Annotated in this window: 20 protein-coding genes; 9 read left to right on the plus strand and 11 right to left on the minus strand. The window is 69.6% G+C overall.

All coding sequences use genetic code 11. The annotated features are described in order from the left end of the window. The coding region (locus tag ACFDTC_RS11300; protein WP_375258980.1) for an FAD-binding protein at positions 1–498 on the minus strand (498 nt) is incomplete at its 3' end. Positions 499–659: 161 nt separating this feature from the next. Between ACFDTC_RS11300 and ACFDTC_RS11305 the strand changes: the two genes are divergently transcribed. Beyond that, positions 660–1,070, plus strand: coding sequence for a CopD family protein (locus ACFDTC_RS11305; RefSeq protein WP_375258981.1), 411 nt, complete (start codon positions 660–662; stop codon positions 1,068–1,070). A gap of 15 nt (positions 1,071–1,085) precedes the next feature. Here ACFDTC_RS11305 and ACFDTC_RS11310 read toward each other — a convergent pair whose 3' ends face one another. The 4 genes from ACFDTC_RS11310 to ACFDTC_RS11325 are packed head-to-tail and all read right to left on the minus strand — an operon-like array spanning position 1,086 to position 7,837. Beyond that, on the minus strand, positions 1,086–3,128 hold the full coding sequence (locus tag ACFDTC_RS11310; RefSeq protein WP_375259005.1) for a hypothetical protein: 2,043 nt from the start codon (positions 3,126–3,128) through the stop codon (positions 1,086–1,088). A 22-nt stretch (positions 3,129–3,150) separates the two neighbouring features. Then, the gene (locus ACFDTC_RS11315; protein ID WP_375258982.1) at positions 3,151–5,958 is read right to left on the minus strand and encodes a DUF4159 domain-containing protein; all 2,808 of its coding nucleotides are present in this window, start codon (positions 5,956–5,958) and stop codon (positions 3,151–3,153) included. Next, positions 5,955–6,833: a DUF58 domain-containing protein gene (locus tag ACFDTC_RS11320; protein ID WP_375258983.1), complete on the minus strand. Its 879-nt coding sequence runs from the start codon at positions 6,831–6,833 to the stop codon at positions 5,955–5,957. Before ACFDTC_RS11320 ends, ACFDTC_RS11315 begins: the two co-directional genes overlap by 4 nt. Continuing rightward, complete coding sequence (locus ACFDTC_RS11325) at positions 6,830–7,837, minus strand: AAA family ATPase (protein ID WP_375258984.1); 1,008 nt, start codon at positions 7,835–7,837, stop codon at positions 6,830–6,832. The genes ACFDTC_RS11320 and ACFDTC_RS11325 overlap by 4 nt, the downstream gene beginning before the upstream one ends. 70 nt (positions 7,838–7,907) lie before the next feature. Here ACFDTC_RS11325 and ACFDTC_RS11330 point away from each other — a divergent pair, with 70 nt between their 5' ends. Continuing rightward, positions 7,908–8,489 carry a DUF1285 domain-containing protein gene (locus tag ACFDTC_RS11330; RefSeq protein ID WP_375258985.1) on the plus strand — a complete coding sequence of 194 codons (582 nt, stop codon included), beginning with the start codon at positions 7,908–7,910 and terminating at the stop codon, positions 8,487–8,489. Positions 8,490–8,555: 66 nt separating this feature from the next. Further along, a complete protein-coding gene (locus ACFDTC_RS11335; protein WP_375258986.1) occupies positions 8,556–8,786 on the plus strand; it encodes a DUF2798 domain-containing protein in 231 nt (76 codons plus the stop codon). Here the strand turns inward: ACFDTC_RS11335 and ACFDTC_RS11340 are convergent. Further along, entirely contained in the window at positions 8,783–9,601 is an 819-nt protein-coding gene (locus tag ACFDTC_RS11340; protein ID WP_375258987.1) for a sulfotransferase family protein, read from the minus strand. The two genes, ACFDTC_RS11335 and ACFDTC_RS11340, sit on opposite strands and share 4 nt — an antisense overlap. Positions 9,602–9,703: 102 nt before the next feature. Here ACFDTC_RS11340 and ACFDTC_RS11345 point away from each other — a divergent pair, with 102 nt between their 5' ends. Next, on the plus strand, positions 9,704–11,287 hold the full coding sequence (locus ACFDTC_RS11345; RefSeq protein ID WP_375258988.1) for a DUF5928 domain-containing protein: 1,584 nt from the start codon (positions 9,704–9,706) through the stop codon (positions 11,285–11,287). 3 nt (positions 11,288–11,290) lie between these two features. Continuing rightward, positions 11,291–11,659, plus strand: a complete 369-nt coding sequence (locus ACFDTC_RS11350; protein ID WP_375258989.1) for a histidine triad nucleotide-binding protein — start codon at positions 11,291–11,293, stop codon at positions 11,657–11,659. Between the two features lie 134 nt (positions 11,660–11,793). Here ACFDTC_RS11350 and ACFDTC_RS11355 read toward each other — a convergent pair whose 3' ends face one another. Beyond that, the gene (locus ACFDTC_RS11355) at positions 11,794–12,720 is read right to left on the minus strand and encodes an ABC transporter ATP-binding protein (RefSeq protein ID WP_375258990.1); all 927 of its coding nucleotides are present in this window, start codon (positions 12,718–12,720) and stop codon (positions 11,794–11,796) included. 71 nt (positions 12,721–12,791) lie between these two features. On the opposite strand from ACFDTC_RS11355, the gene ACFDTC_RS11360 reads away from it, so the two are divergent. Then, positions 12,792–12,983 (plus strand): zinc-finger domain-containing protein, encoded by a 192-nt coding sequence (locus ACFDTC_RS11360; protein WP_375258991.1) that lies wholly within the window; start codon positions 12,792–12,794, stop codon positions 12,981–12,983. Between the two features lie 17 nt (positions 12,984–13,000). Here the strand turns inward: ACFDTC_RS11360 and ACFDTC_RS11365 are convergent, their stop codons facing one another. Next, on the minus strand, positions 13,001–13,810 hold the full coding sequence (locus tag ACFDTC_RS11365) for an ABC transporter permease (protein WP_375258992.1): 810 nt from the start codon (positions 13,808–13,810) through the stop codon (positions 13,001–13,003). A 122-nt stretch (positions 13,811–13,932) separates the two neighbouring features. On the opposite strand from ACFDTC_RS11365, the gene ACFDTC_RS11370 reads away from it, so the two are divergent. After that, positions 13,933–14,538, plus strand: coding sequence for a GcrA family cell cycle regulator (locus tag ACFDTC_RS11370; protein WP_375258993.1), 606 nt, complete (start codon positions 13,933–13,935; stop codon positions 14,536–14,538). A 74-nt stretch (positions 14,539–14,612) separates the two neighbouring features. Here the strand turns inward: ACFDTC_RS11370 and ACFDTC_RS11375 are convergent, their stop codons facing one another. The 3 genes from ACFDTC_RS11375 to ACFDTC_RS11385 form a co-directional block, all read right to left on the minus strand. After that, on the minus strand, positions 14,613–16,082 hold the full coding sequence (locus ACFDTC_RS11375) for an ABC transporter substrate-binding protein (RefSeq protein ID WP_375258994.1): 1,470 nt from the start codon (positions 16,080–16,082) through the stop codon (positions 14,613–14,615). A 167-nt stretch (positions 16,083–16,249) separates the two neighbouring features. After that, positions 16,250–17,539: an acetylornithine deacetylase/succinyl-diaminopimelate desuccinylase family protein gene (locus tag ACFDTC_RS11380; protein ID WP_375258995.1), complete on the minus strand. Its 1,290-nt coding sequence runs from the start codon at positions 17,537–17,539 to the stop codon at positions 16,250–16,252. An 85-nt stretch (positions 17,540–17,624) separates the two neighbouring features. Then, the gene (locus ACFDTC_RS11385; RefSeq protein ID WP_375258996.1) at positions 17,625–18,584 is read right to left on the minus strand and encodes a DUF2125 domain-containing protein; all 960 of its coding nucleotides are present in this window, start codon (positions 18,582–18,584) and stop codon (positions 17,625–17,627) included. Between the two features lie 92 nt (positions 18,585–18,676). Here ACFDTC_RS11385 and ACFDTC_RS11390 point away from each other — a divergent pair, with 92 nt between their 5' ends. Continuing rightward, complete coding sequence (locus ACFDTC_RS11390) at positions 18,677–19,204, plus strand: gamma-glutamylcyclotransferase (RefSeq protein WP_375258997.1); 528 nt, start codon at positions 18,677–18,679, stop codon at positions 19,202–19,204. Between the two features lie 64 nt (positions 19,205–19,268). After that, positions 19,269–20,444 (plus strand): biopolymer transporter ExbB, encoded by a 1,176-nt coding sequence (locus ACFDTC_RS11395; RefSeq protein WP_375258998.1) that lies wholly within the window; start codon positions 19,269–19,271, stop codon positions 20,442–20,444.

Raw genomic sequence — 20,444 nt, forward strand, 5'->3', positions numbered from 1 at the left:
CAGGCAATGCGCCCCGCCCGAGTTCATCGCGATGTTGCCCGCGATGGCGCAGGCCAGCTGCGAGGACGGGTCGGGCGCGTAGAAGAAATCGTCCGCCTCGACCGCGCCGGTGACCGACAGGTTCGTCCGCCCGGTCTGCACGCGGATGAAGCGGTTATCGTAGTCGGTCTCCAGCACCTCGGTCATGCGCGCCACCCCCAGCAGCACGCAATCCGCGGTCGGCAGGGCACCGCCGGCCAGCGAGGTGCCCGAGCCGCGGGGAACGACCGGCACGCCTTCCTCGTGGCAGATGCGCAGCACGTCCGACACCTCGGCGGTCGTCGACGGCAGCACCACCGCCAGCGGTGGGCAGCGATAGGCCGTCAGCGCGTCGCATTCGTAGGCGCGGGTCTCGGAGACGTCGTCGATCACCGCGTCGCCGGGCAGCACGTCGCGCAACCGCTCGACGATCCGCGCCTTGCGCGCGATCACGCCCGCGTCGGGTTGAGGCATCTGCATGGCGGTCCTCCGGGATCGAAAGGCTCAATTGGTAAGTTTATATAACCAGATATCCCTCCACGCGAGTCTTTTCTGGCCGCGCCGTGGGCTGCACCGTCAACGCACGCAGCGGGTATCCGGCTCCGCTTGCCTTTCGGGCGGCACTTGGGTCAGGTGCGCGCATGGCCTGGATCAAGATCATTCACCTTCTGTGCGTCATGGGCTGGATGACGTCCATCTTCGCCGTGCCGCGCGCGCTGATCTACTGGCGCCGCGAATGGGAGCGGCTGGGCGAGTTCGGTCCCCTGGGCGACCTGACGATCCGGCTCTACCGGTTCTCGCTGGGGCTGGGCGTGATCGCGCTGGCCACCGGCCTGTGGCTGGCGACGCTCTGGGGTTGGCCCGCCTGGACGCACCTGAAACTGGCTCTGGTGCTGGTCCTGGTTGCGCATTACGGCTGGACCGGGATGCTGGTGCTGCGGGCGCGCAAGGGCCAATTCGGCCGGACCGACCGCTACCTGCGCATCTTCAACGAGATCAGCGTACTGGTCGTGATCGCCGTGCTGTGGGTCGTGGTGGTCAAGCCGTTCTGAGGGCGCGGGCGGCGCCTATCGCCGCCCTTCGCGCATCCAGCCCGCCAGGATCAGCCCCGAGGCCAGCAGCAGCACCAGCCAGCCAGGCAGCACCGGCACCTGAGTGACGCTCAGCGTCTCGTAGGCGTCGCGCGGAGTGATGCCGATCCAGCCGCGCCCGGCGGCGGGACGGCCCTCGCGCACCGCGCGGATATCGGGCACGCCCTCTTCCAGGCGCAGCACGCCGCCGCGGCGTTCATCGATCAGCGGCTGCAGCGCCTCGCCGCTGGCAATGGTCTGCTCGAACTCGCGCGGCGCTGCGGGGCCAAGCCCCACGACGGCCTCCTGGTCGCCCTCGGCCAGCCGGTAAAGGCCGATCTCGGGGCCTTCGTAGACCGTCTCGAACCGCCCCGGGGCGACCTCTTCCAGCGCCAGTTCCTCGGTCTCGCCATCCGGGCGGGTGACGGTGACGGCGCCGACCTCATCGCCCAGCGTGCGGCGGATGATGCGCATGGTCTGGCCGGTGGGCTCGGCCCAGAGCGCCTCTTCCTCGAGCTCGGGCTCCTTCATCATCCAGTGGGCCAGCCGGCGCAGCAGTTCCAACTGCGGTCCGCCGCCCTCGAAGCCCCGGTTCCAGAGCCAGGCCTGGTCCGAAGCCAGCAGCGATACGCGACCCTCGCCCACGCGGTCGAGGATCAGCAGCGGACGGTCGTCGGCGCCCTGCATCACGACCTCGCCGGTGCCGGTCGGCTCGACCTCGATCTGGCGCAGCCAGCGGCCCCATTCGCCTTCACCTTCCAGGCCGGCGGTGACGGGGTGCTTCTCACCCAGCTCGGTGATCGTCGGGCGATAGGCCTCGTCGATCAGGCGCGCGGTCGGCTCGGCGGGGATGATCTCGGACAGGGGCGAGCGGTAGATGGAATCGGCGCTGGCGAAATCCGGTCCCGCGGCGATCAGCACGGCGCCGCCGTCCTCGACATAGCGGCGCACGTTGTCGAGGTAGATCGCCGGCAGGATGCCGCGCCGCTGGTAGCGGTCGAAGATGATCAGGTCGAAATCCTCGATCTTCTCCAGGAACAGCTCGCGCGTGGGGAAGGCGATCAGCGACAGCTCGGTCACCGGCACGCCGTCCTGCTTTTCCGGCGGCCGCAGGATGGTGAAGTGGACCAGGTCGACGCTGGAGTCGGATTTCAGCAGGTTGCGCCAGGTGCGCCCGCCGGCATGCGGCTCGCCGGAGACCAGCAGCACGCGCAGCCGGTCGCGGACGCCGTTGATCTGCACCAGCGCGGTGTTGTTGCGGTCGGTCAGCTCGCCCTCGGCCTCGGGGACGGTGAACTGGATCACGTTCAGCCCGCCATGAGGCAGGGTGATCGGCAGCTCGAGGTCCTCGCCGATGGGCACGGTGAAGGTGTCTGGCTCGGCACCGTCGATCGAGATCAGAATGTCGGTGCGCGCCTCATCGGGGGCGGCGCCCTCGTCCTCGATCCGCAGGGTCGGCACGACCTCTTCGTCGAGGATGGCGAAGGCGGGCGCGTTCTTGACGATCAGGCGGCGGTCCCAGTCGTCTTCCTGCCCGCTGAGCAGAAGCTGCATCGGCGCGGGCAGGTCGGGCGCGGATTCGAGATCGTGCAGGCGGCCGTCGGACAGCAGGAAGATGCCCGCGATGCGGCCGCGCGGCTCTTCGGCCAGGGCGGCCGACAGTGCGGTCATCAGTTGCGTGCCGGCGTCGCCCTCGCCGTCACCGACGGGAATGCGACGCACCTCGGTATTTGGGCGCGCCTCGAGCTCGGCCTGCAGGTCGTCGGCGGCGGCCGTGGTGACGCCCGCGCGCTCCGCCAGCCGTTGCGAGGCCGAGCGGTCCTCGATTATCAGCACGATATCCGACAGCGGGTCGCGGTTCTCGACCTGCCAGGACGGCTGGGTCAGCGCGCTCACCAGAACGGCTGCGGCCAGCCCGCGCAGTGCCCAGCCGGCCAGTCCGCGCCAGACCGCCAGCACGATGCCGGCCAGCGCCAGCACCCCCAGCGCGGCGATCACCGCCCAAGGCAGCAGCGGGTCGAAGACGATCTGTCCCATCAGGTATCCAGTCCAGTTGGCAGGGTCAGTTCCCGAGCCGGTCGAGCAGCGCCGGCACGTGGACCTGGTCGGATTTGTAGTTCCCCGTCAGCACGTGCATCACGAGGTTCACGCCGAAGCGGTAGGCGATCTCGCGCTGACGCTCGCCGCCGAAGCCGCGGCCGACGGGCACCATCGGGTTGCCGCTGGAATCCATCGCCCAGGCGCTGGCCCAGTCGTTGCCGCCGATCACGACCGGCGTGACGTTGTCGTTGAGGTTGCGAAACGGCATGCCCTCGATCAGCTCGGCATCGGGGGGCGCGGCCTCGACCCACAGCTCGCGGCCGGCGTAGCGGCCGGGAAAGTCCTGCAGCAGGTAGAAGGTGCGCGTCAGCACGTGGTCGGCCGGCACCGGTTCCAGCGGCGGGATGTCCAGCGGCGCCGCAATCTGGCGCAGGCGGCGGTTTTCCGGCGTGTCGCTGCCAAAGCCCGCCACGTCCGCGTCGCGCGTGTCGAACAGGATCATGCCGCCCGAGCGCAGGTATTCGTTGAGCTTGGCGTAGGCGGCGTCGGACGGCAGCGGCTGGTCGGCGGTGATCGGCCAGTAGAGGAACGGGAAGAACGACAGCTCGTCGGTCTCGAGGTCGACGCCCATCGGGTCGGCAGGCTCGACCGAAGTGCGGAAGAACAGCGTCTGCGACAACCCATACAGCCCCGCGCGGGCGAGGTCGTCGACCTGGTCATCGCCGGTCAGCACATGCGCGAGTACCACATCGCTTGTGGCCTCGATGGCCCGCGGCTCGTCTGTGGTGTCCTGTTGCTGCGCCTCGGTCTGGTCCTGCGTGTCGGTCTGCGCCTCGGCGTGCTGCGGCGACAGCGTCAGCAGGGCGATGCCGATCGCGGCCAGCCCGGCACGCGGGCCGCGCAGCCGCCCCGACAGCGCCAGCGATGCGACGATGTCCGCCGCCAGCAGCGCCAGCGCCAGCGCGATCAGCCAGCCGGACAGCGGCGTTTCCTGCGGCCGGGTCAGCCCCTCGACCGTGATGCGCTCGGGCCAGGCGGCTGGTTGCAGGACAGCGTCCTGCGCCAGCACGTTGCGCGCCAGCGCGCGATCCTCGCCCTCGTAGAGACCGGGGCGCAGGTCGGGGCCGAGCGGTGCGCTGGCCAGATCCTCGCCCGCGACGCCGGGCAGAGTGCCGGCGTCGTTCTCGCGCCCGAAGGCGTCGAGCACGGTGACCGGCTGCCAGATCGTGCCTTCCAGTTCCTGCGCTTCGCCCTGTCCGACGGCGGACGATACCGCGAGGCGTTCCAGCATGCGCACGAACAGCCCCGACAGCGGCAGCGTCGACCATTCCGCGTTGGCGGTGACGTGGAACAGCACGACCTGGCCCTGGCCGACCGGCTTGCGCGTCACCAGCGGCGTGCCATCGGTCAGCTGCGCGATGACGCGGCTGGCCAGCGACGGGTCGGGCTGCGCCATGACCTGGCTCGACACGGTGACGTCGGGCGGAATCTCGAGCCCGTGGAAGGGGCTGTCCTCGTCGAAGGGCGCGATCGCCTTCGGTTCACCCCAGCTCATGGCACCGCCGACGCTGCGGCCGCCGGCGCGAAGGCGCACAGGCATCAGCGGGTCTTCGGCGTCGCGGCTGACGTCGCTGGCGGCCAGGCGCGGGCCGGCGAAGCGCAGCAGCATGCCGCCGCCCTCGACCCATTCGGTCACCGCGTCGCGTTCGCCGGGCGACAGTGTCGCCACGTCGGCCAGCACGATCACGTCGGGGTTCGCGGGCAGCACGTCGGTCAGGGCGCCGTCCAGCAACTCGGCCGTGGGGTCGAGCGCGCGGCGGAGGTAATGCAGCGGCGACAGCAGCTCCAGCCCCTCGCGGTCGTCGCGGCCGGCGATCAGCGCGACCTCGCGCCGGCGCAGCGAGTCGTCGGTCATCGCGACGGCGCCGGCACTGCGGCTACCCTCGATCTCGAAGCGGGTCATGCGGGCGCGCAGCTCGGCGGGCAGCGAAATCTCGGTCGTGGCGGTGGTGGCGTCGGCCTCGAACGTGACGGGGCTGCGGACCAGCACGGCCGGGTTGCCGGCGGGGTCGAGCCCGTGGCCGGTCAGCGAGACCTCGGTCGCGGGGCCGGATCGCAGCCGGTGCGCGGTGATCCGCACGGCGCCGTCTTCGAACCGGGCGGGCTCCAACGCGTAAAGACTGCGCGGGCTTTCGAACACGGTCACGGTGCCGCGCTCTTCCAGCGTCGAAAGCAGGTCCTCGCGGATGTCGCGGTCCAGCCCGTCGGACATCCAGTAGCTGTCGAACCCGCCTTCCGGCAGCGCGGCCAGCGCGGCTTCCAGCGTCTCGGCCGACGGCTCCCACGGGTTCGGCAAAACGCCCTCGATGCGCGAGCGCATGACGTCGGCGGACTGGAAGCGGACCGCCTCGGGCTCGGTCAGGCGCAACAGGCCGACGGTGCGGTCGTCGCGGGCCGCGCGCGTCATCAGCGCGTCGAGCGCGGTCTGCCGGGCGCGCCAGTCGTCGGCCGAGGCCCAGCTTGCGTCCATCACCACCAGCAGCGGGCCGGTCCCGGCGGCGCTGTCCTCGGTTTGCGGATTCAGGACGGGGCCGGCGAGGCCGATGATCACCGCGGCGACCGCGAGCATGCGCAGCAGCAGCAGCCACCAGGGCGTGCGGTCGCTGACCTGCTCTTCGTCGCGCAGGCCCAGCAGCAGGGCCACGCCGGGAAACCGCCGCCGGATCGGTGCGGGCGGCACCGCGCGCAGGATCACCCACAGGATCGGCAGGGCCAGCAGGCCCAGCAGCAGCCAAGGGGTGGTGAATCCGAGGACACCGAAAAGGGTCATCCGTGGCTCCCGTCGATCGCGCGATACAGCCACAGCAGCGCCGCCTGCGGGCTGTGGTCGGTGTGGTGACAGTGGTAGTGCCAGCCGGTCAACCGGGCGAGTTGCGCCAGCCGGTCCTTGCGGCCGGCCAGGCGTTCCAGATAGCGCCCGCGCAGGTCGCCGGCCTTCAGCGTCTCGTGCGCCATGGTGCCGCCGACGGATTCGAAGATCGTGCGGCCGTGGTAGGGAAACGCCTCTTCGGCCGGATCGAGCACCTGCAGCAGCGCGCCGCGCACGCCGCGGTCGGCGGCCTTGGTCAGCGCGGCCTCGACCGGGGCAAGATCGCCAAGGAAGTCCGACACGAAGATCGCGCGCGCATGGGGCAGCATGCCGCGCGCCTCGGGGGCGGCGTAATCGTCATCGCCCTCGTCCGACAGCAACTCGGACAGGCGCACCACCTGCTGGTTGCCGCGGCGGGGCGGCAGCTTCCAGCCGGTCAGGCCGACGCGCTCGCCGCCGCGGATCAGCAGGATCGCCGCGGCCAGCGCGGTCAGGCGCGCGCGGTGCGACTTGGTCGCCAGGTTCATGTCGGACGAGAACCGCATCGACGCGCCCGGATCGACCCAAAGCTGCACCGATTGCGCGATCTGCCATTCGCGTTCGCGCACAAACTGCTCGTCGCCGCGCGCCGACCGGCGCCAGTCGATATGGCGGTAGCTGTCGCCGGCGCGCAGCGGGCGGTACTGCCAGAAATCGTCGCCCAGCCCCGCGCGCCGGCGGCCGTGCTCGCCCAGCAGCACGGTGCCGGCCAACTGCTCGGCCCGCGCCAGAAGGGCGGGAAAGCGGGCGGCTTCTTCCTGGGCTTTCTGCCGTAGGAGGGCTGTGTCGGATGTCACGCAGCGGCCTCGGCGGCGGTCATGCGGGATGCCACGCCGTCGATGAGGCGCCCCAGATCCTCGCCGCGCGCCCGGGCCGAGAAGGTCAGCGCCATGCGGTGCACCAGCACAGGGCGCGCCATGTCGATCACGTCCTCGGGCGAGGGCGCGAGCCGGCCCTGCAGCAGCGCGCGGGCGCGCACCGTCAGCATCAGCGCCTGTGCCGCGCGCGGGCCGGGGCCCCAGGCGACCATCTCGCGCACCTGCTCGGACGCCGCCGGATCGTCGGGACGGAAGGCGCGCACGAGATCGAGGATCATCTCGACCACCGCGTCGCCCACCGGCATGCGCCGCAGCAGAGTCTGCGCGGCGATCAGGCTGGCGGGATCGAAGACGGCGTGCGCCTCGGCATCCTCGACGCCGGTGGTCGCCAGCAGGATGTCGCGCTCGGTCTTCCGATCCGGGTAGGGCACGTCGATCTGCACGAGGAAACGGTCGAGCTGCGCCTCGGGCAGGGGATAGGTGCCCTCCTGCTCGATCGGGTTCTGCGTGGCGAGCACGTGGAACGGCGCCTCGAGCTTGCGGTTCGCGCCAGCGACGGTGACGACCTTCTCCTGCATCGCCTGCAGCAGCGCGGATTGCGTGCGCGGGCTGGCGCGGTTGATCTCGTCCGCCATCAGAAGCTGGCAGAAGATCGGCCCTTCGATGAACCGGAATGCCCGGCTGCCGTCGGCGCCGGTTTCCAGCACTTCCGAGCCCAGGATGTCGCCCGGCATCAGGTCGGGCGTGAACTGCACGCGGTTGCCGCGCAGGCCCATCACCGTCGACAGCGTCTCGACCAGGCGCGTCTTGCCCAACCCCGGAAGGCCGATCAACAGCGCGTGTCCGCCGCACAGCAGCGACGCCAGCGTCAGGTCGACGACACGCTCCTGCCCGATGAAACGGGCGGTGATCGACCGCCGTGCCTCGGCCAGCTTTTCCTCGAGCGCCTCGATGTCGGCGACCAGATCCTCGGCAGACGCCATGGCAACTCTCCCTTGCGCGATTAGGTTGTATGGCACGAAAATACGCCTAAGCGGGAGAATGGCAAAAGTTATGAGCGCACAAAATGTCGTGACACCGTCCGCGGACGGCATAGCCGCACAGGCCAGCGCCGCCGCGAAGGGCAAGGGCCTGCCGCCTGTGCACAAGTGGAATCCGCCGTTCTGCGGCGACCTGGACATGCGTATCGCGCGCGATGGCACGTGGTTCTATCTCGGCACGCCGATCGGCCGCCCGGGGCTGGTGCGGCTGTTCTCGTCGATCCTGAAGCTGGAGGACGGGAAATATTTCCTCGTCACGCCGGTGGAAAAGGTCGGCCTCACGGTCGAGGACGCGCCCTTCGTGGCCACGGATTTCGAGGCGCAGGGCACGGGGCGCGACCAGGTCCTGACGTTCCGCACCCATGTGGGCGACTTCGCGGAGGCGGGGCCGGATCATCCGATTCGCGTCGTCCGCGACCCCGAGACCGGCGAGCCGTCGCCCTACGTGATGATCCGCGCGGGGCTCGAGGCGCTGATCGACCGCAAGAGCTTCTACCGGCTGGTCGAACTGGGCGATCACCACGACGGCTGGTTCGGGTTGTGGTCGAAGGGCGAATTCTTCGGCCTGATCCCGTCGGACGAACTGCCCGACTAGGCTGCGGGCGCTTGACCGCGCGGTGTTCGCCGTCATCTTGCGCCGCAGATCAATCCGAGGATCGCGATGTTTCCGCCCCGCTTCTTCCAGCCGCTGTTCGCCCTGTTCCTGTCGGGCATGATGTCGTGCCTGGTCTCCTTCATCTCGACCGTGCGCGGCGTCGGCCTGATCGACGGGCTGGTGTCGCTCTGGCTGACGAACTGGCTGGCGTCCTGGGCGATCGCATTCCCGGCCGTGCTGGTGGTCGCGCCGATCGCGCGGCGGATGGTGCTGGCGCTGACGCGCGACGCGGCCTAGTCGCCCAGCGTGGCGTGCACCGCGTCGAGGTCGATCTCGCGCACCGGGGCGCGGCGTGACGGGTCGTCGGCATCGTAGCCGAACAGAGCGAAGTCGCGGCCGTAGATCTCGTGCATCAGGTGAATCGACAGGTCGTCGAAATACGCCTCCACCGGGTGCGCGCGCTCGGGGCCGTGCTCGGCGCTTTCGTTGAAGCGCGGCAGGTCGGCAGGGTCGATCGCGTAGCGGAGAGTCGCCGTGGTTAGCACGTCGCGCAGGCCGTCCTCGAAATTCTCGGTTTGGAAGATGCGGTCGTAACGCCCGCCATTGGTGACGAACGTGCCCACGTGGCCCGACATCGCCGACCAGTGGATGTCGGGCTCCATCGGGCGGCGCCAGCGGATCGTGTCGCGGGCGAACAGCAGGAAGCGGCGGAAGCTGGCGATCTGGTCGAAGGGCGCCTTGCCGTCTTCGCCACCGACCTCGACTCCGTACTTCTGCACGATCAGCGGGACCATGTTGCCCCGGTAACGTCCACCGTTGCGCTGGATGCCGCAGATCTTGTCGAAGAACGACGACAGGATCCGCGAATATGGATTGCGCACGCAGGTGAAGGCGGGCGCGGTGCGGCCGGTCACGGCGTCGCGGATCGGCTTGCGGCTGTCATCCATCCCCCACTTGTGGATGCCGTCCTGCGCGTCGTGAATGTCTCCGTCGTAGAAGCGTCCGTGGTCGCTGAAATACAGCGCCTGCCCGATCGTCGAGCACGCGCATTTCGGAACAACGCGGTAGATGAGGCTGCCGCTTTCGGTCATCCAGGTGCCGGGAAACCCCATGAGATCCGCCTTTGCTGCACGCGCCCCCCGCGCCGGTTGCAAAAGAGCAAAGAAACTCGGATTGTTCAACGAAACTATGCCGATGGGGCGTCTGGGGGACGGGTGGCACGGATCGCCTACATTCTGCTGTGCCACGACGATGCCGACGCGGTTCTGGCGCAGGTCGGCAGCCTGACCTCGGCCGGGGATGCGGTCGCGGTGCACCTGGACGCACGCGCGTCACGCGCGACTTGGAACGCCCTGCGCGAGGGTCTGGCGGCGAATCCGGACGTGGTGTTTGCGCCGCGTCGCACACGCTGCGGCTGGGGCGAGTGGAGCCTGGTGCGCGCGACGCTCGACACCCTGCAGGCGGCGCGCGGCACGTTTCCGGATGCGACGCATTTCTATCTGATCTCGGCCGATTGCATGCCGATCAAGTCGGCCGACCACATCCATGCGCAGCTTGACGCGCAGGACGTCGACCGGATCGAAAGCGTCGACTTCTTCGCGTCGAACTGGATCAGGACCGGCTGGACCGAGGAGCGGCTGATCTACCGCCACTGGTTCAACGAACGCACGCAACCGCGCCGCTTCTACGCGATGTACGAGCTCCAGAGGCGGCTTGGGCTGACGCGGTCGATCCCCGACGACCTGCGGGTAATGATCGGTTCGCAATGGTGGTGCCTGCGCCGCGCGACCGTCGACGCGGTGCTGGATTTCCTCGCCGGGCGACCGGACGTGGTAAGCTTCTTCCGCACCACCTGGATTCCGGACGAGACGCTGTTCCAGACGCTGGTCCGGCACCTCGTCCCCGAGGCGCAGATCGACGGCCGGCCGCCCACCTTCCTGATGTTCACCGATTACGGAATGCCGGTGGTCTTCCACGACGACCACCTCGACATGCTGCTGGGCCAGCGGGAATTCTTCGCGCGCAAGATCAGCCGCGACGCGCGGGCGCTGCGCGAACGGCTGCGCGCGCTCTACCCGGAGACGGGAGTCGCCTTCGCCATCTCGAACGAGGGGCGGGCGCTGCATGGCTTCCTGACCGGGCAGGGCCGGATCGGCCAGCGCTTCGCCCCCCGGTTCTGGGAGCGCGAGGCGACGCTCGGTCCAGACCGGGAGCTGATGATACTGGTCTGCAAGAAGCGCGACATCGGCAAGCGGCTGGCCGGGCGGATCCGCGACGCGACCGGCCTCGCCTGCCACGATTACCTGTTCGACGAGGACGATTGTCCGCTGCCCGCGCTGGGCGGCGTCGAGACCACGCTCGCCAAACGCCACCGCCACCGCCGCGCGCTGCTGCGGATGCTCTACGAGCATCACGGCACCGATCGGCTGCTGATCTGCATCGACCCGCAAGGCCACGCGCTGATCGCCGACTTCGTGCGCGACCTGAACAGCACCCGGATCCTCGAGGTGCAGTGCGATCATTCCGACGCCTGGCTGGCGGGGCACGCGCGGCGGCTGGGTCTTGCCGCGCCGGATGCGCCGGACGAGTCGCTGTCTCGGCTCTTGCCCAGCCTGCGCAACGCGATCATGCATGAACGCGACCTGATCCGGTCTGCCCGTCACGTCGGCCATGCGCGAATCCGCGAGGGCGACGCGCCCGAGGCGATCGCTGCGGCGCTCGCCGGTTTCCTCGGTGTGGACCCCGGGGCCACGGACCGGATCGCGACCCAGGACGGCCTGTTTGCCGAGAAGGAGTAACCGATGTCTTTCGACTACGACGACCAGAACGTTTTCGCCAAGATCCTGCGCGGCGAGATCCCCAACGACACCGTGCTCGAGACCGAGCACAGCCTTGCGTTCCGGGACATCCGCGCGCAGGCGCCGGTCCACGTGCTGGTGATCCCGCGCGGGCGCTACGTCAGCTTCGACCACTTCGCGCAGGAAGCGTCGGAAGCCGAGATCGTGGATTACGTGCGCGCGGTGGGCGAGGTCTGCCGGATGGAGGGCGTCAAGGACGACGGCTTCCGCCTGATCGCGAACGCGGGCAAGCACGGGGTGCAGGAAGTGCCGCACCTGCACGTGCACATCCTCGCCGGTCGGTCGCTGGGACGGATGCTCGCGCCCGCCTGAGAAGAGGTTGGCAAGCGGAGCGGGCCTACGGCCCGCGCAGGTCGCCTCGTCCGCCGCGTTTCACGCGGCGTCCTTGGGCGGCGCGGGACCGCGGATGGCCCACGTCTCAGCGCGCGAAGGCGCGGCAGCGGAGATCAGGCGGCGGGTTTCGAGCGGGTCAGCGACAGGAAGACGTCCTGCAGGTCGGCCTGTTCTGTGCGCACGTCGCGGATGCGGATGCCCTGTTCACGCACTGCGGCCAGCACGTCCTCGGCCGACATGCGCGCCGACTGGTAGCTGAGCGCGATGGTGCCGTCCTCGCGCCGCTCGGGGGTGAGGCCCGCGGCGTGCGGCAGCGTCTCGGGCGCCACTTCGGGGGTGATGACCATCGTCTTGGCGTCGAGCTGGCCCAGCAGGTTCTTCGTGCTGTCGCGCGCGACGACCTCGCCGTGGTTGATGATCGCGATCTCGTCGCACATTTCCTCGGCCTCTTCGAGGTAATGCGTGGTGAGGATGATCGTCATGCCCCGCTCGCGGTTCAGCTTGCGGACGTTCTCCCACAGCATCTGGCGCAGCTCGATGTCGACGCCGGCGGTGGGTTCGTCCAGCACCAGCACCTGCGGGTGATGCACCAGCGCCTTCGCCAGCAGCAGCCGGCGCCGCATGCCGCCCGACAGCGTGCGGGCATAGGCCTCGGCCTTGTCCGACAGGCCGACCATTTCCAGGATCTCGTCGCTGCGGCGCTGCGATTTCGGCACGCCGTAGAGGCCCGCCTGCACCTCGAGCGCGCCGCGCGGCGTGAAGAACGGGTCGAGGTTCAGCTCCTGCGGCATGACGCCGATCGAGGCGCGGGACTGGCGCGGGTTCTCGTCCTGGTCCCAGCCCCAGATCTGGACCTTGCCCGCCGATTTCACGACCAGCCCGGCGAGGATGTTGATCAGCGTCGACTTGCCAGCGCCGTTGGGACCCAGCAGGCCGAAGACCGACCCCGACGGCACGGTCAGGTCGATGTCGCGCAGCGCCTGCTTGCCGCCGTCATAGGTCTTGGAGAGGCCCTCGATCCGGATCGCGTCCTGTGTCATGCCGTCCCTTGCTCCTGCCATGCTCATAATTCATAACGCATGTAGGCCAAGCATCTGCGAAAGGGAATGGCATGAGCTTTGACGCGCCCGAGACCAAGATCGTCGACAGCCACCGCGTGGCCTGCGATGGCGGCGAGGGCGCGCTGGGGCATCCGCGGGTCTGGCTGCATATCCCCGAAACGCAGGGCTGGGTCGAGTGTCCCTATTGCGACGCGCGCTACGTCCACCGCGATAACGCCGACGAGGCCGGGCCGGCTGCCTGACCCCGCCTGATGCGGCGTCACGCCTTAAGGCGATAGCCGCGGCGGAACATCCACCACGTGACCGCGCAGACGCCCGCCGTCCAGAGCAGCGCGAAGAAGAAGCCGAACAGCGGGCTGCTGTCGCTGACGCCGATCATGCCGTAGCGCACGCCGTCGATCAGGTAGAAGACCGGGTTCGCGTGGGTGATCTGGTAGAGGCCTTGAGGCAGCGCCTCGGCCGAGTAGAAGGTGCCCGACAGGAAGGCGAGCGGCGTGATGACGAAATTCGTGATCGCCGCCATCTGGTCGAACTTCTGGGCAAAGATCCCCGCTAGCATCCCCAGCGCCGACAGGAACGTGGCACCCAGCAGCACGAAGACCAGCGCCACCAGCGGATGCGCCGGCACCAGGCCGACGAAGATCACGAAGGCCAGCGAGATGACGACCGCCACCACCAGCCCGCGGGCCACGCCGCCGGCGAGGTAGCCCAGCACCAGCTCTCCGGCCGAGAGCGGCGGCATCAGCGTGTCGACGATGTTGCCCTGCACCTTCGAGATCACGATCGAGCTCGAGGTGTTGGCGAAGGCGTTCTGGATCACCGTCATCATCAGGATGCCGGGAGCGATGAAGGTGGTGAAGTCGACGCCCATCACGTCGCCCCGGCGCGGGCCGATCGCGATCGAGAAGATGACCATGAACAGACCCGCCGTGACCAGCGGCGCCAGCAGGGTCTGCGTCCAGACGTTGACGAAGCGCAGCACCTCGCGCTCGGCCAGGGTGTAGAGGCCCAGCCAGTTCACGCGACCGAAGCGGCGGTCGCCGGGCGCGTAGCTTTGCGTGTCGGACATGTCTGGCTCCTTGACGTGAGGCGCGCGTCTTGTAACCGCCCATGCGATGATTACAATAGGCGCAACGGAATTGCTGGGCGGCCACGGTGAAGCGCGGCCGCTTTTTTCAATGAGGAAATCCCATGTCCTGGACGGATGAACGAGTCGAGATGCTCAAGAAGATGTGGTCGGAAGGGCAGTCGGCAAGCCAGATCGCGAAGGAACTGGGCGGGGTGACCCGCAATGCCGTGATCGGCAAGGTTCACCGGCTGGGCCTGTCCAACCGCGCAGGCGCGGCGCCCGCACCCGCCGCGGCCGCCCCCGCGCCCGAGCCGAAGCCGCGCCCCGAGGCGAAGGCGCCCAAGGCGGATCCCAAGCCCGTGCGCGACGCGACCCCGCCGCCCGCGGCGCCCGCCGCCGCACCCGAGGAAGCCGCGGCCGAGCCGGAGCCCGCGCCGCAGCCGCTGCGCAAGCCGATCATCCCCGCCGGCCAGCCGCTGCCGCCGCAGCCCTCGGCCAATGAGATCAGCCCCGAGGCGCTCGCCAAGGTCAGCGAGATCGAGAAGAAGGCCAAGCGCCTGACGCTGATGGAGCTGACCGAGCGGACCTGCAAATGGCCCGTGGGCGATCCCGCGACGCCGGATTTCTGGTTCTGCGGCCTGCCGGTCCAGCAGGGCAAACCCTATTGCGAGGCGCATGTGGGCGTGGCGTTCCAGCCGATGTCCTCGCGTCGCGACCGCCGCCGCTGACGCGGGCACACCCGGTCAACGAAAACGGCCGCCCCTCGGGGCGGCCGTTTCGCGTTTGGGGGGGGGCGCCGGGCCTATTCGGTCCAGCGCACGTCCGTCAGGTCGACAGCCTGCGTCGGCGCGTCGGCCCACAGCCCCTCGATCCGCGCATCGGCCACCGTGGCGACGCCCAGCTGGAACAGGTAGGCGTTCACGTAATCCTCGGCGATCATGCGCTGCGCCTCGGCCAGCAGCTCGGACCGGGCGGCGGGCTCGGTCGTGGCGGACAGCCGCTCCATCACGTCCTGGAACTCGGGGTTGTCGTAGCCGAAGTAGTAGTCGGGCCGGGCGTAGATGTTGATGTCCATCGGCTCGGTGTGGCTGACGATGGTCAGGCCGAAATCGCGGCCGCGGAAGACCTCTTCCAGCCACTGCGCCCATTCGAGGTTGGTGATCTCGGTCTCGATGCCGACCTCGCGCAGCTGGCTGGCGATGATCTCGCCGCCGCGGCGGGCGTAGGACGGGGGCGGCAGCTTCAGCGTGGTGGTGAAGCCATCGGCGTAGCCCGCCTCGGCCAGCAATTCGCGGGCGCGCGCGGGGTCGTGGGGCGACAGGTCGAGCAGGTCGACGTAATCGGGGTTGTGCGGCGCGAAGTGGGTGCCGATGGGCGTGCCCTGGCCGAACATCGCGCCGTCGATCACCGCCTGCCGGTCGATCGCGTGGGCGATGGCCTGGCGGACGCGGACGTCGTTCAGCGGTTCGAGCTGGTTGTTGATGCCGAGGATCGTCTCGCCCTCGGTCGAGCCTTCGAGCACCTGGAAGCGCGGATCGGACGCGAACTGCGGCAAGTTTTCCGGCGCGGGATAGCTGTAGAAGGCGTCGATGTCCTGCGCCATCATCGCGGCGAAGGCGGCGGTCGGGTCCGAGATGAACTGGAACGTTGCCTCGGTCAGGGCGGGGGCGTCGCCCCAGTATTCGTCGTAGCGGGTGAGGGTGATGCTGTCGCCCTGCACCCATTCCTCGAACTGGAAGGGGCCGGTGCCGACGGGGTTCGACTTGATGCTTTCGATGCTTTCGGGCGCCACGATCACGGCGTCGCCCCAGGCGAGGTTGAACAGCAGGCTGCCGTCGGGCTGCGACAGGGTGATGCGGACGGTCTGCGGGTCCACGGCCTCGACGGCGTCGATGTTCTCGAACAGGACCTTCTGGGCGTTCTGGCTGTCCTCGGCCATGGCACGCTCGAAGGAGAAGACCACGTCCTCGGCGGTCATGTCGGTGCCGTCGTGGAAGGTCACGCCGTCGCGCAGGGTGAAGGTGTAGGTCAGCCCGTCGTCCGAGATCTTCCAGTCGGAGGCGAGGCCGGGCTCGACGGCGCCGGACTCGGTGAAGCGGGTCAGGCCCTCGAAGACGTTGGAGTAGAGGACCTGGTCGATCGCGCCCGCGGCCGCCGAGGTCGGGTCGAGATGCGGCGGTTCGAGCTGCAGGGCGATGGTGAGGTCGGTCTGCTGCGCCACGGCGGCGGTGCCCGACAAGAGCAGCGCGGCGAGGGTGAGATGGCGGGTCATGGGGGCCTCCCGGTGGTTGACGGGCCGAGAGTGCCGCCAAGGCCGCGCCGGCGCAAGGGCGGCGGTGTCCCACGATGGGACACCGGATCGCCCACGGAAAATCAATGGGTTACAGAGGCGGATTCAGAAATTCGTAACGAATGGCCGGACTCCGGGCGCCCGTAACGTCACGGCAGAAGCAGCGTTTCCAGCGCCCGGCCCATCACCCGCGCGCTGGCGATCATGTCCGTGACCGAGACCCATTCGTCGGGCTTGTGCGCCATCTCGAGCACGCCGGGCCCGTAGGCGATGCAGTTCTTCAGCCGGCCGATGCGGTCGATGTGCTTCTGGTCGTAGGAGCCGGGCGAGGCGACGTAGGCCGGGTCGTGGCCGGTCACCGCGCGGATCGCGCCCGCGACGGTGGTCACGACCGGCGCGTCGCGGTCGGTCATCGAGGGGGTGATGCGGTTGATCTCGCGCACGGAATAGTCGAAGCGCGGGCGGGTTTCGCGCAAGGCTTCCAGAACGGCGATCACCTCGGCCTGCACGTCCTCGAATGTCTCCTCGATCAGGTAGCGGCGGTCGATGGCGATGCGGCACGAATCCGGCACGCAGGCCGAGGGCAGGCCGGTGTAATCCGTCGCCTGCTCGGGCTCGCCGCCGTGGATCGAGTTGATGTTGAGCGTCGCCTGCCGCGCGCCGTCGGGAATGACCGGCATGTCGGTGCGGCGATTGGCGAGCGCGGGGAACAGGTCACGCTCGAACGCGTCCAGCACGGCGCCCATGTGGCGCACGGCGCAATCGCCCAGGAACGGCATCGAGCCGTGCGCGATCTCGCCCTTGGTCTCGATCTCGGCCCACCAGCCGCCGCGATGGCCGAGGCAGATGCGGTCGTGGCCCAGCGGTTCGGGGATGATGACGTGCTGCACGCGGGCGGGATCGAAGAAGCCCTGTTCGGCCAGGTAGGCGACGCCGCCATAGCCGCCCGATTCCTCGTCGGCGGTGCCGCTGATCTCGATCGCGCCGGCGAAGTCGGGGTGTTCTTCCAGGAATGCCTCGGCCGCGATGATCGACGCGGCGAGGCCGCCCTTCATGTCGCAGGTGCCGCGGCCGTAGATGCGGTCGCCGTCGAGTTCCGCGCCGAAGGGATCGCGGGTCCAGCCGCTGCCCACCTCGACCACGTCGGTGTGCGAGTTGAAGTGCACGCAGTCGCCCGGGCGCGTGCCCTCGCGCCGTGCGACGATGTTCCAGCGCGGATGCGCGTCGCTGTCGCCGGGGGCGCCTTCCGCGCGGACCAGCTGGCAGTCGAAGCCGCACGGCGCCAGCCGGTCGCGGAGCAGCTCGCAGATGTCGCGGTAGAGGTCGCCGGGCGGGTTCAGCGTGGGGATGCGCACCAGCGCCTGAGTCAGCGCGATCAGCTCGTCGCGCTTGCCCGCGATGCGGTTACCCAGCGGATCGCGTTCCTGCCCTGCATCCATGCGTTCGGTCTCCTGCGCCGTTTTCCCGTGTTCGGGCGGCACCTTCCCGGTCCGCGCGGGCGGGCGCAAGAGGCGGCGGGCGGGATCAGGGCAGGCGCAGGCGCGGTGCCTCGCCGATGGGCACGGGGCCGATGCGGACCATGCCGTCGTCGAAGCGCAGCGGCAGGTCGAGCGTGTCGGGGTTGCCCGACAGTTGCGCCACCAGCGCCAGCCCCTGTTCCAGCGTGCCGGCGAGCGAGGCGGGCAGGCGCCCGGCCTCGACCGCGGCATCCAGAAGCGCGCGCCAGTTCTCGGCCCGCAGGGCAAGCTCGCCCGTGGGGCGGCCGGCCTCGTCGATGTCGAGATCGCCGGCGACGCGCAGGAACAGCTCGCCCTTCCGGTACTCGGCGGTGCGCAGGTCGAGCGTAGTGGGCTGCGGGCGGCCGGATTCCAGCGCATCGCGCGTCCAGGGCCGGTCGAAGCCGATGGTCGCCTGCAGCGCCAGCCCGTCGGCCGCGCCGCCCGCCACGCCGCCGGCGGCGGCGTCGGCCGAGATGCCGATGCGGTAGACCTGCGTGGCCTCGTCCACGGCCGCCAGACCGGCGGTCAGACCGGCCAGCGCCAGGTCGTGGCCCGGCCCGTCGACGTTCAGCACGTCGGCCTCGAGCCCGGCGCGCTGCACGGTGTCGCCGTCGCCCAGCACCACGCTGGCGCGCAGCCCGTCGGCGTCGATGGCGTAGACGTCGCCCTCGTTCGAAACGGTCTGCGTTTCGGGAAAGACCAGGATCGCGTGGTCCGGGCGGTAGACCAGCTGGAGGACCTGGAAGAACGGCGCGTTCCAGGCAAGACCCGTGTCGGGGTCGGCCAGCGCGAGGTCGGTGAAGGTGGCGTCGAGCCGGTTGGGAAAGCCGCGCACGAAGAGATCGGTGTAGTCGGCCTGCCAGCCCTCGGCGCGGCGGGCGTCGAACCAGCCCTCGATCTCGGCCCGCAGGGCATGCGCCGACCAGAACCAGAATCCGGCCCAGGCCAGGGCCGCCGCCACCACCACGAACGCCAACCGTTTCATCGCAACCCCTTCCACCGGCCTTCGCGGTGATCTAAGCCCCCGGCGAGCGAAGGGAAAGGGCGGATGCCCGCGCCAGACAAGGAGCCTCGTGCATGACGCTGTGGGTCTTCGGCTACGGATCGCTGCTGTGGAACCCCGGGTTCCCGGTGGCCGAACAGCGCCACGCGCGGCTGGCCGACTACGCGCGCAGCTTCTGCATGCGCTCGATCCACCATCGCGGCACGCCCGAGCAGCCGGGGCTGGTGCTGGCGCTGGACCAGCATCCCGGGTCTGTCTGCGAGGGGCTGGCGCTGCGCGCCGAGCCGGGCACCGAGGACGCGACGCTGACCTACCTGCGCGAGCGCGAGCTGGTGTCGTCGGCCTACCTGGAACGCATCCTGCCGGTTGATCTGGCCGACGGCACCCGGGTGCAGGCGGTGGCCTACGTGATCGACCCCGACCACGAGCAGTACTGCACCCTGACGCTGGACCAGCAGGCGACGATCATCGCGCGGGCGCATGGCGGGCGTGGGCCGAACCCGGACTATCTTTACAACACCGCCCGGCATCTGTCCGAGCTGGGCATCCCCGATCCGGAACTGGACTGGCTGGTCGAACGCGTGCGGCATCTTAACGGATAACCGCTTGGCTTCCCGGGGCGCGCCCTCTAGGTTCGCTGCACTGCAACGACGAGGCGCGCGCCCGATGGATCAGGCCGATCTCGAGGCCAGACTGCAATTCTCACAGCCCGTCCGGCAGGTCGTGCTGATGCTTCTCGTTCTCGGGTTGTCGATCGCTGGCTCGATCGTCGCGCTGCCGCGGGTGCTGCCGGTGTTCGAGAGCAACCCGTGGTTGAACGGGTTCATCCTGCTGGTCTTCATCGTGGGCGTGGTGGCGTGCTTCTGGCAGGTGGCGCAGCTGATCTACTCGGTCCGCTGGATCGAACGCTTCGCGGCCGAGGGCGGGTCGGAGACCGGCGCGCCGCAGCTGCTGGCGCCGCTGGCGCAGCTTCTGGGCCGGCGCGACCGGCGGATGCAGATCACCACCACCTCGACGCGCTCGATCCTCGATTCGGTCGCCCAGCGGATCGACGAGGCGCGCGAGATCACGCGCTACATCGTGTCGCTGCTGATCTTCCTCGGCCTGCTGGGCACGTTCTATGGCCTCGCGACCACCGTGCCGGCGCTGGTCGACACGATCCGCAACCTCGCCCCGCAGGAGGGCGAGGAGGGCGTCGCGGTCTTCTCGCGGCTGATGAGCGGCCTCGAGGCGCAGCTGGGCGGCATGGGCGTGGCCTTCGCGTCGTCGCTGCTGGGGCTTGCGTGCTCGCTGATCGTGGGGCTGCTGGAACTCTTTGCCGGGCACGGGCAGAACCGCTTCTACCGCGAGCTCGAGGAATGGCTGAGCTCGATCACCCGGCTGGGATTCTCGTCCGACAGCGACGGGCCGGACCTGGGCGCCGCCGGCGTCGTGCTGGACCGCATGGCCGAGCAGATGGAGCGGCTGCAATACCTCTTCACCCAGTCCGAGCAGGGCCGGTCCGAGGTCGACAACCGGCTGGCGCAGCTGGCCGACAGCGTGGAACGCCTGACCGAGAGGATCGAGGCAAGCTCGCCCTCGGCGTCGTCGCTGGCGCGCATCGCGGAAGGGCAGGAACTGCTGGCCGAGGCAATCCGCGAGAAGGAGACGTCCGAGGGACTGGACGCGGAAAGCCGGATGCGCCTGCGGTCGATCGACGTGCAGATGCTGCGCATCCTGGAAGAACTCGCCGCCGGCCGGCAGGAGACGATGGCCGAGCTGCGCACCGATCTTTCGGCGCTGACGCGCAGCGTCAACCAGATCGCGCGCGGCGCGCGGCGCAACGGCGGCGAAGGGGGCTGA

Origin of the sequence: Citreimonas sp. (assembly GCF_042096055.1) — a bacterium.
Classification (GTDB): Bacteria; Pseudomonadota; Alphaproteobacteria; order Rhodobacterales; family Rhodobacteraceae; genus Citreimonas.

Excerpts from the sequence above, each read along its gene's own strand:
- ACFDTC_RS11305 (WP_375258981.1), top strand. The coding sequence starts at position 660 with ATGGCCTGGATCAAGATCATTCACCTTCTGTGCGTCATGGGCTGGATG.
- ACFDTC_RS11315 (WP_375258982.1), bottom strand. The coding sequence starts at position 5,958 with ATGACCCTTTTCGGTGTCCTCGGATTCACCACCCCTTGGCTGCTGCTG.
- ACFDTC_RS11325 (WP_375258984.1), bottom strand. The coding sequence starts at position 7,837 with ATGGCGTCTGCCGAGGATCTGGTCGCCGACATCGAGGCGCTCGAGGAA.
- ACFDTC_RS11330 (WP_375258985.1), top strand. The coding sequence starts at position 7,908 with ATGAGCGCACAAAATGTCGTGACACCGTCCGCGGACGGCATAGCCGCA.
- ACFDTC_RS11335 (WP_375258986.1), top strand. The coding sequence starts at position 8,556 with ATGTTTCCGCCCCGCTTCTTCCAGCCGCTGTTCGCCCTGTTCCTGTCG.
- ACFDTC_RS11340 (WP_375258987.1), bottom strand. The coding sequence starts at position 9,601 with ATGGGGTTTCCCGGCACCTGGATGACCGAAAGCGGCAGCCTCATCTAC.
- ACFDTC_RS11350 (WP_375258989.1), top strand. The coding sequence starts at position 11,291 with ATGTCTTTCGACTACGACGACCAGAACGTTTTCGCCAAGATCCTGCGC.
- ACFDTC_RS11355 (WP_375258990.1), bottom strand. The coding sequence starts at position 12,720 with ATGACACAGGACGCGATCCGGATCGAGGGCCTCTCCAAGACCTATGAC.
- ACFDTC_RS11360 (WP_375258991.1), top strand. The coding sequence starts at position 12,792 with ATGAGCTTTGACGCGCCCGAGACCAAGATCGTCGACAGCCACCGCGTG.
- ACFDTC_RS11365 (WP_375258992.1), bottom strand. The coding sequence starts at position 13,810 with ATGTCCGACACGCAAAGCTACGCGCCCGGCGACCGCCGCTTCGGTCGC.
- ACFDTC_RS11370 (WP_375258993.1), top strand. The coding sequence starts at position 13,933 with ATGTCCTGGACGGATGAACGAGTCGAGATGCTCAAGAAGATGTGGTCG.
- ACFDTC_RS11375 (WP_375258994.1), bottom strand. The coding sequence starts at position 16,082 with ATGACCCGCCATCTCACCCTCGCCGCGCTGCTCTTGTCGGGCACCGCC.
- ACFDTC_RS11380 (WP_375258995.1), bottom strand. The coding sequence starts at position 17,539 with ATGGATGCAGGGCAGGAACGCGATCCGCTGGGTAACCGCATCGCGGGC.
- ACFDTC_RS11385 (WP_375258996.1), bottom strand. The coding sequence starts at position 18,584 with ATGAAACGGTTGGCGTTCGTGGTGGTGGCGGCGGCCCTGGCCTGGGCC.
- ACFDTC_RS11390 (WP_375258997.1), top strand. The coding sequence starts at position 18,677 with ATGACGCTGTGGGTCTTCGGCTACGGATCGCTGCTGTGGAACCCCGGG.
- ACFDTC_RS11395 (WP_375258998.1), top strand. The coding sequence starts at position 19,269 with ATGGATCAGGCCGATCTCGAGGCCAGACTGCAATTCTCACAGCCCGTC.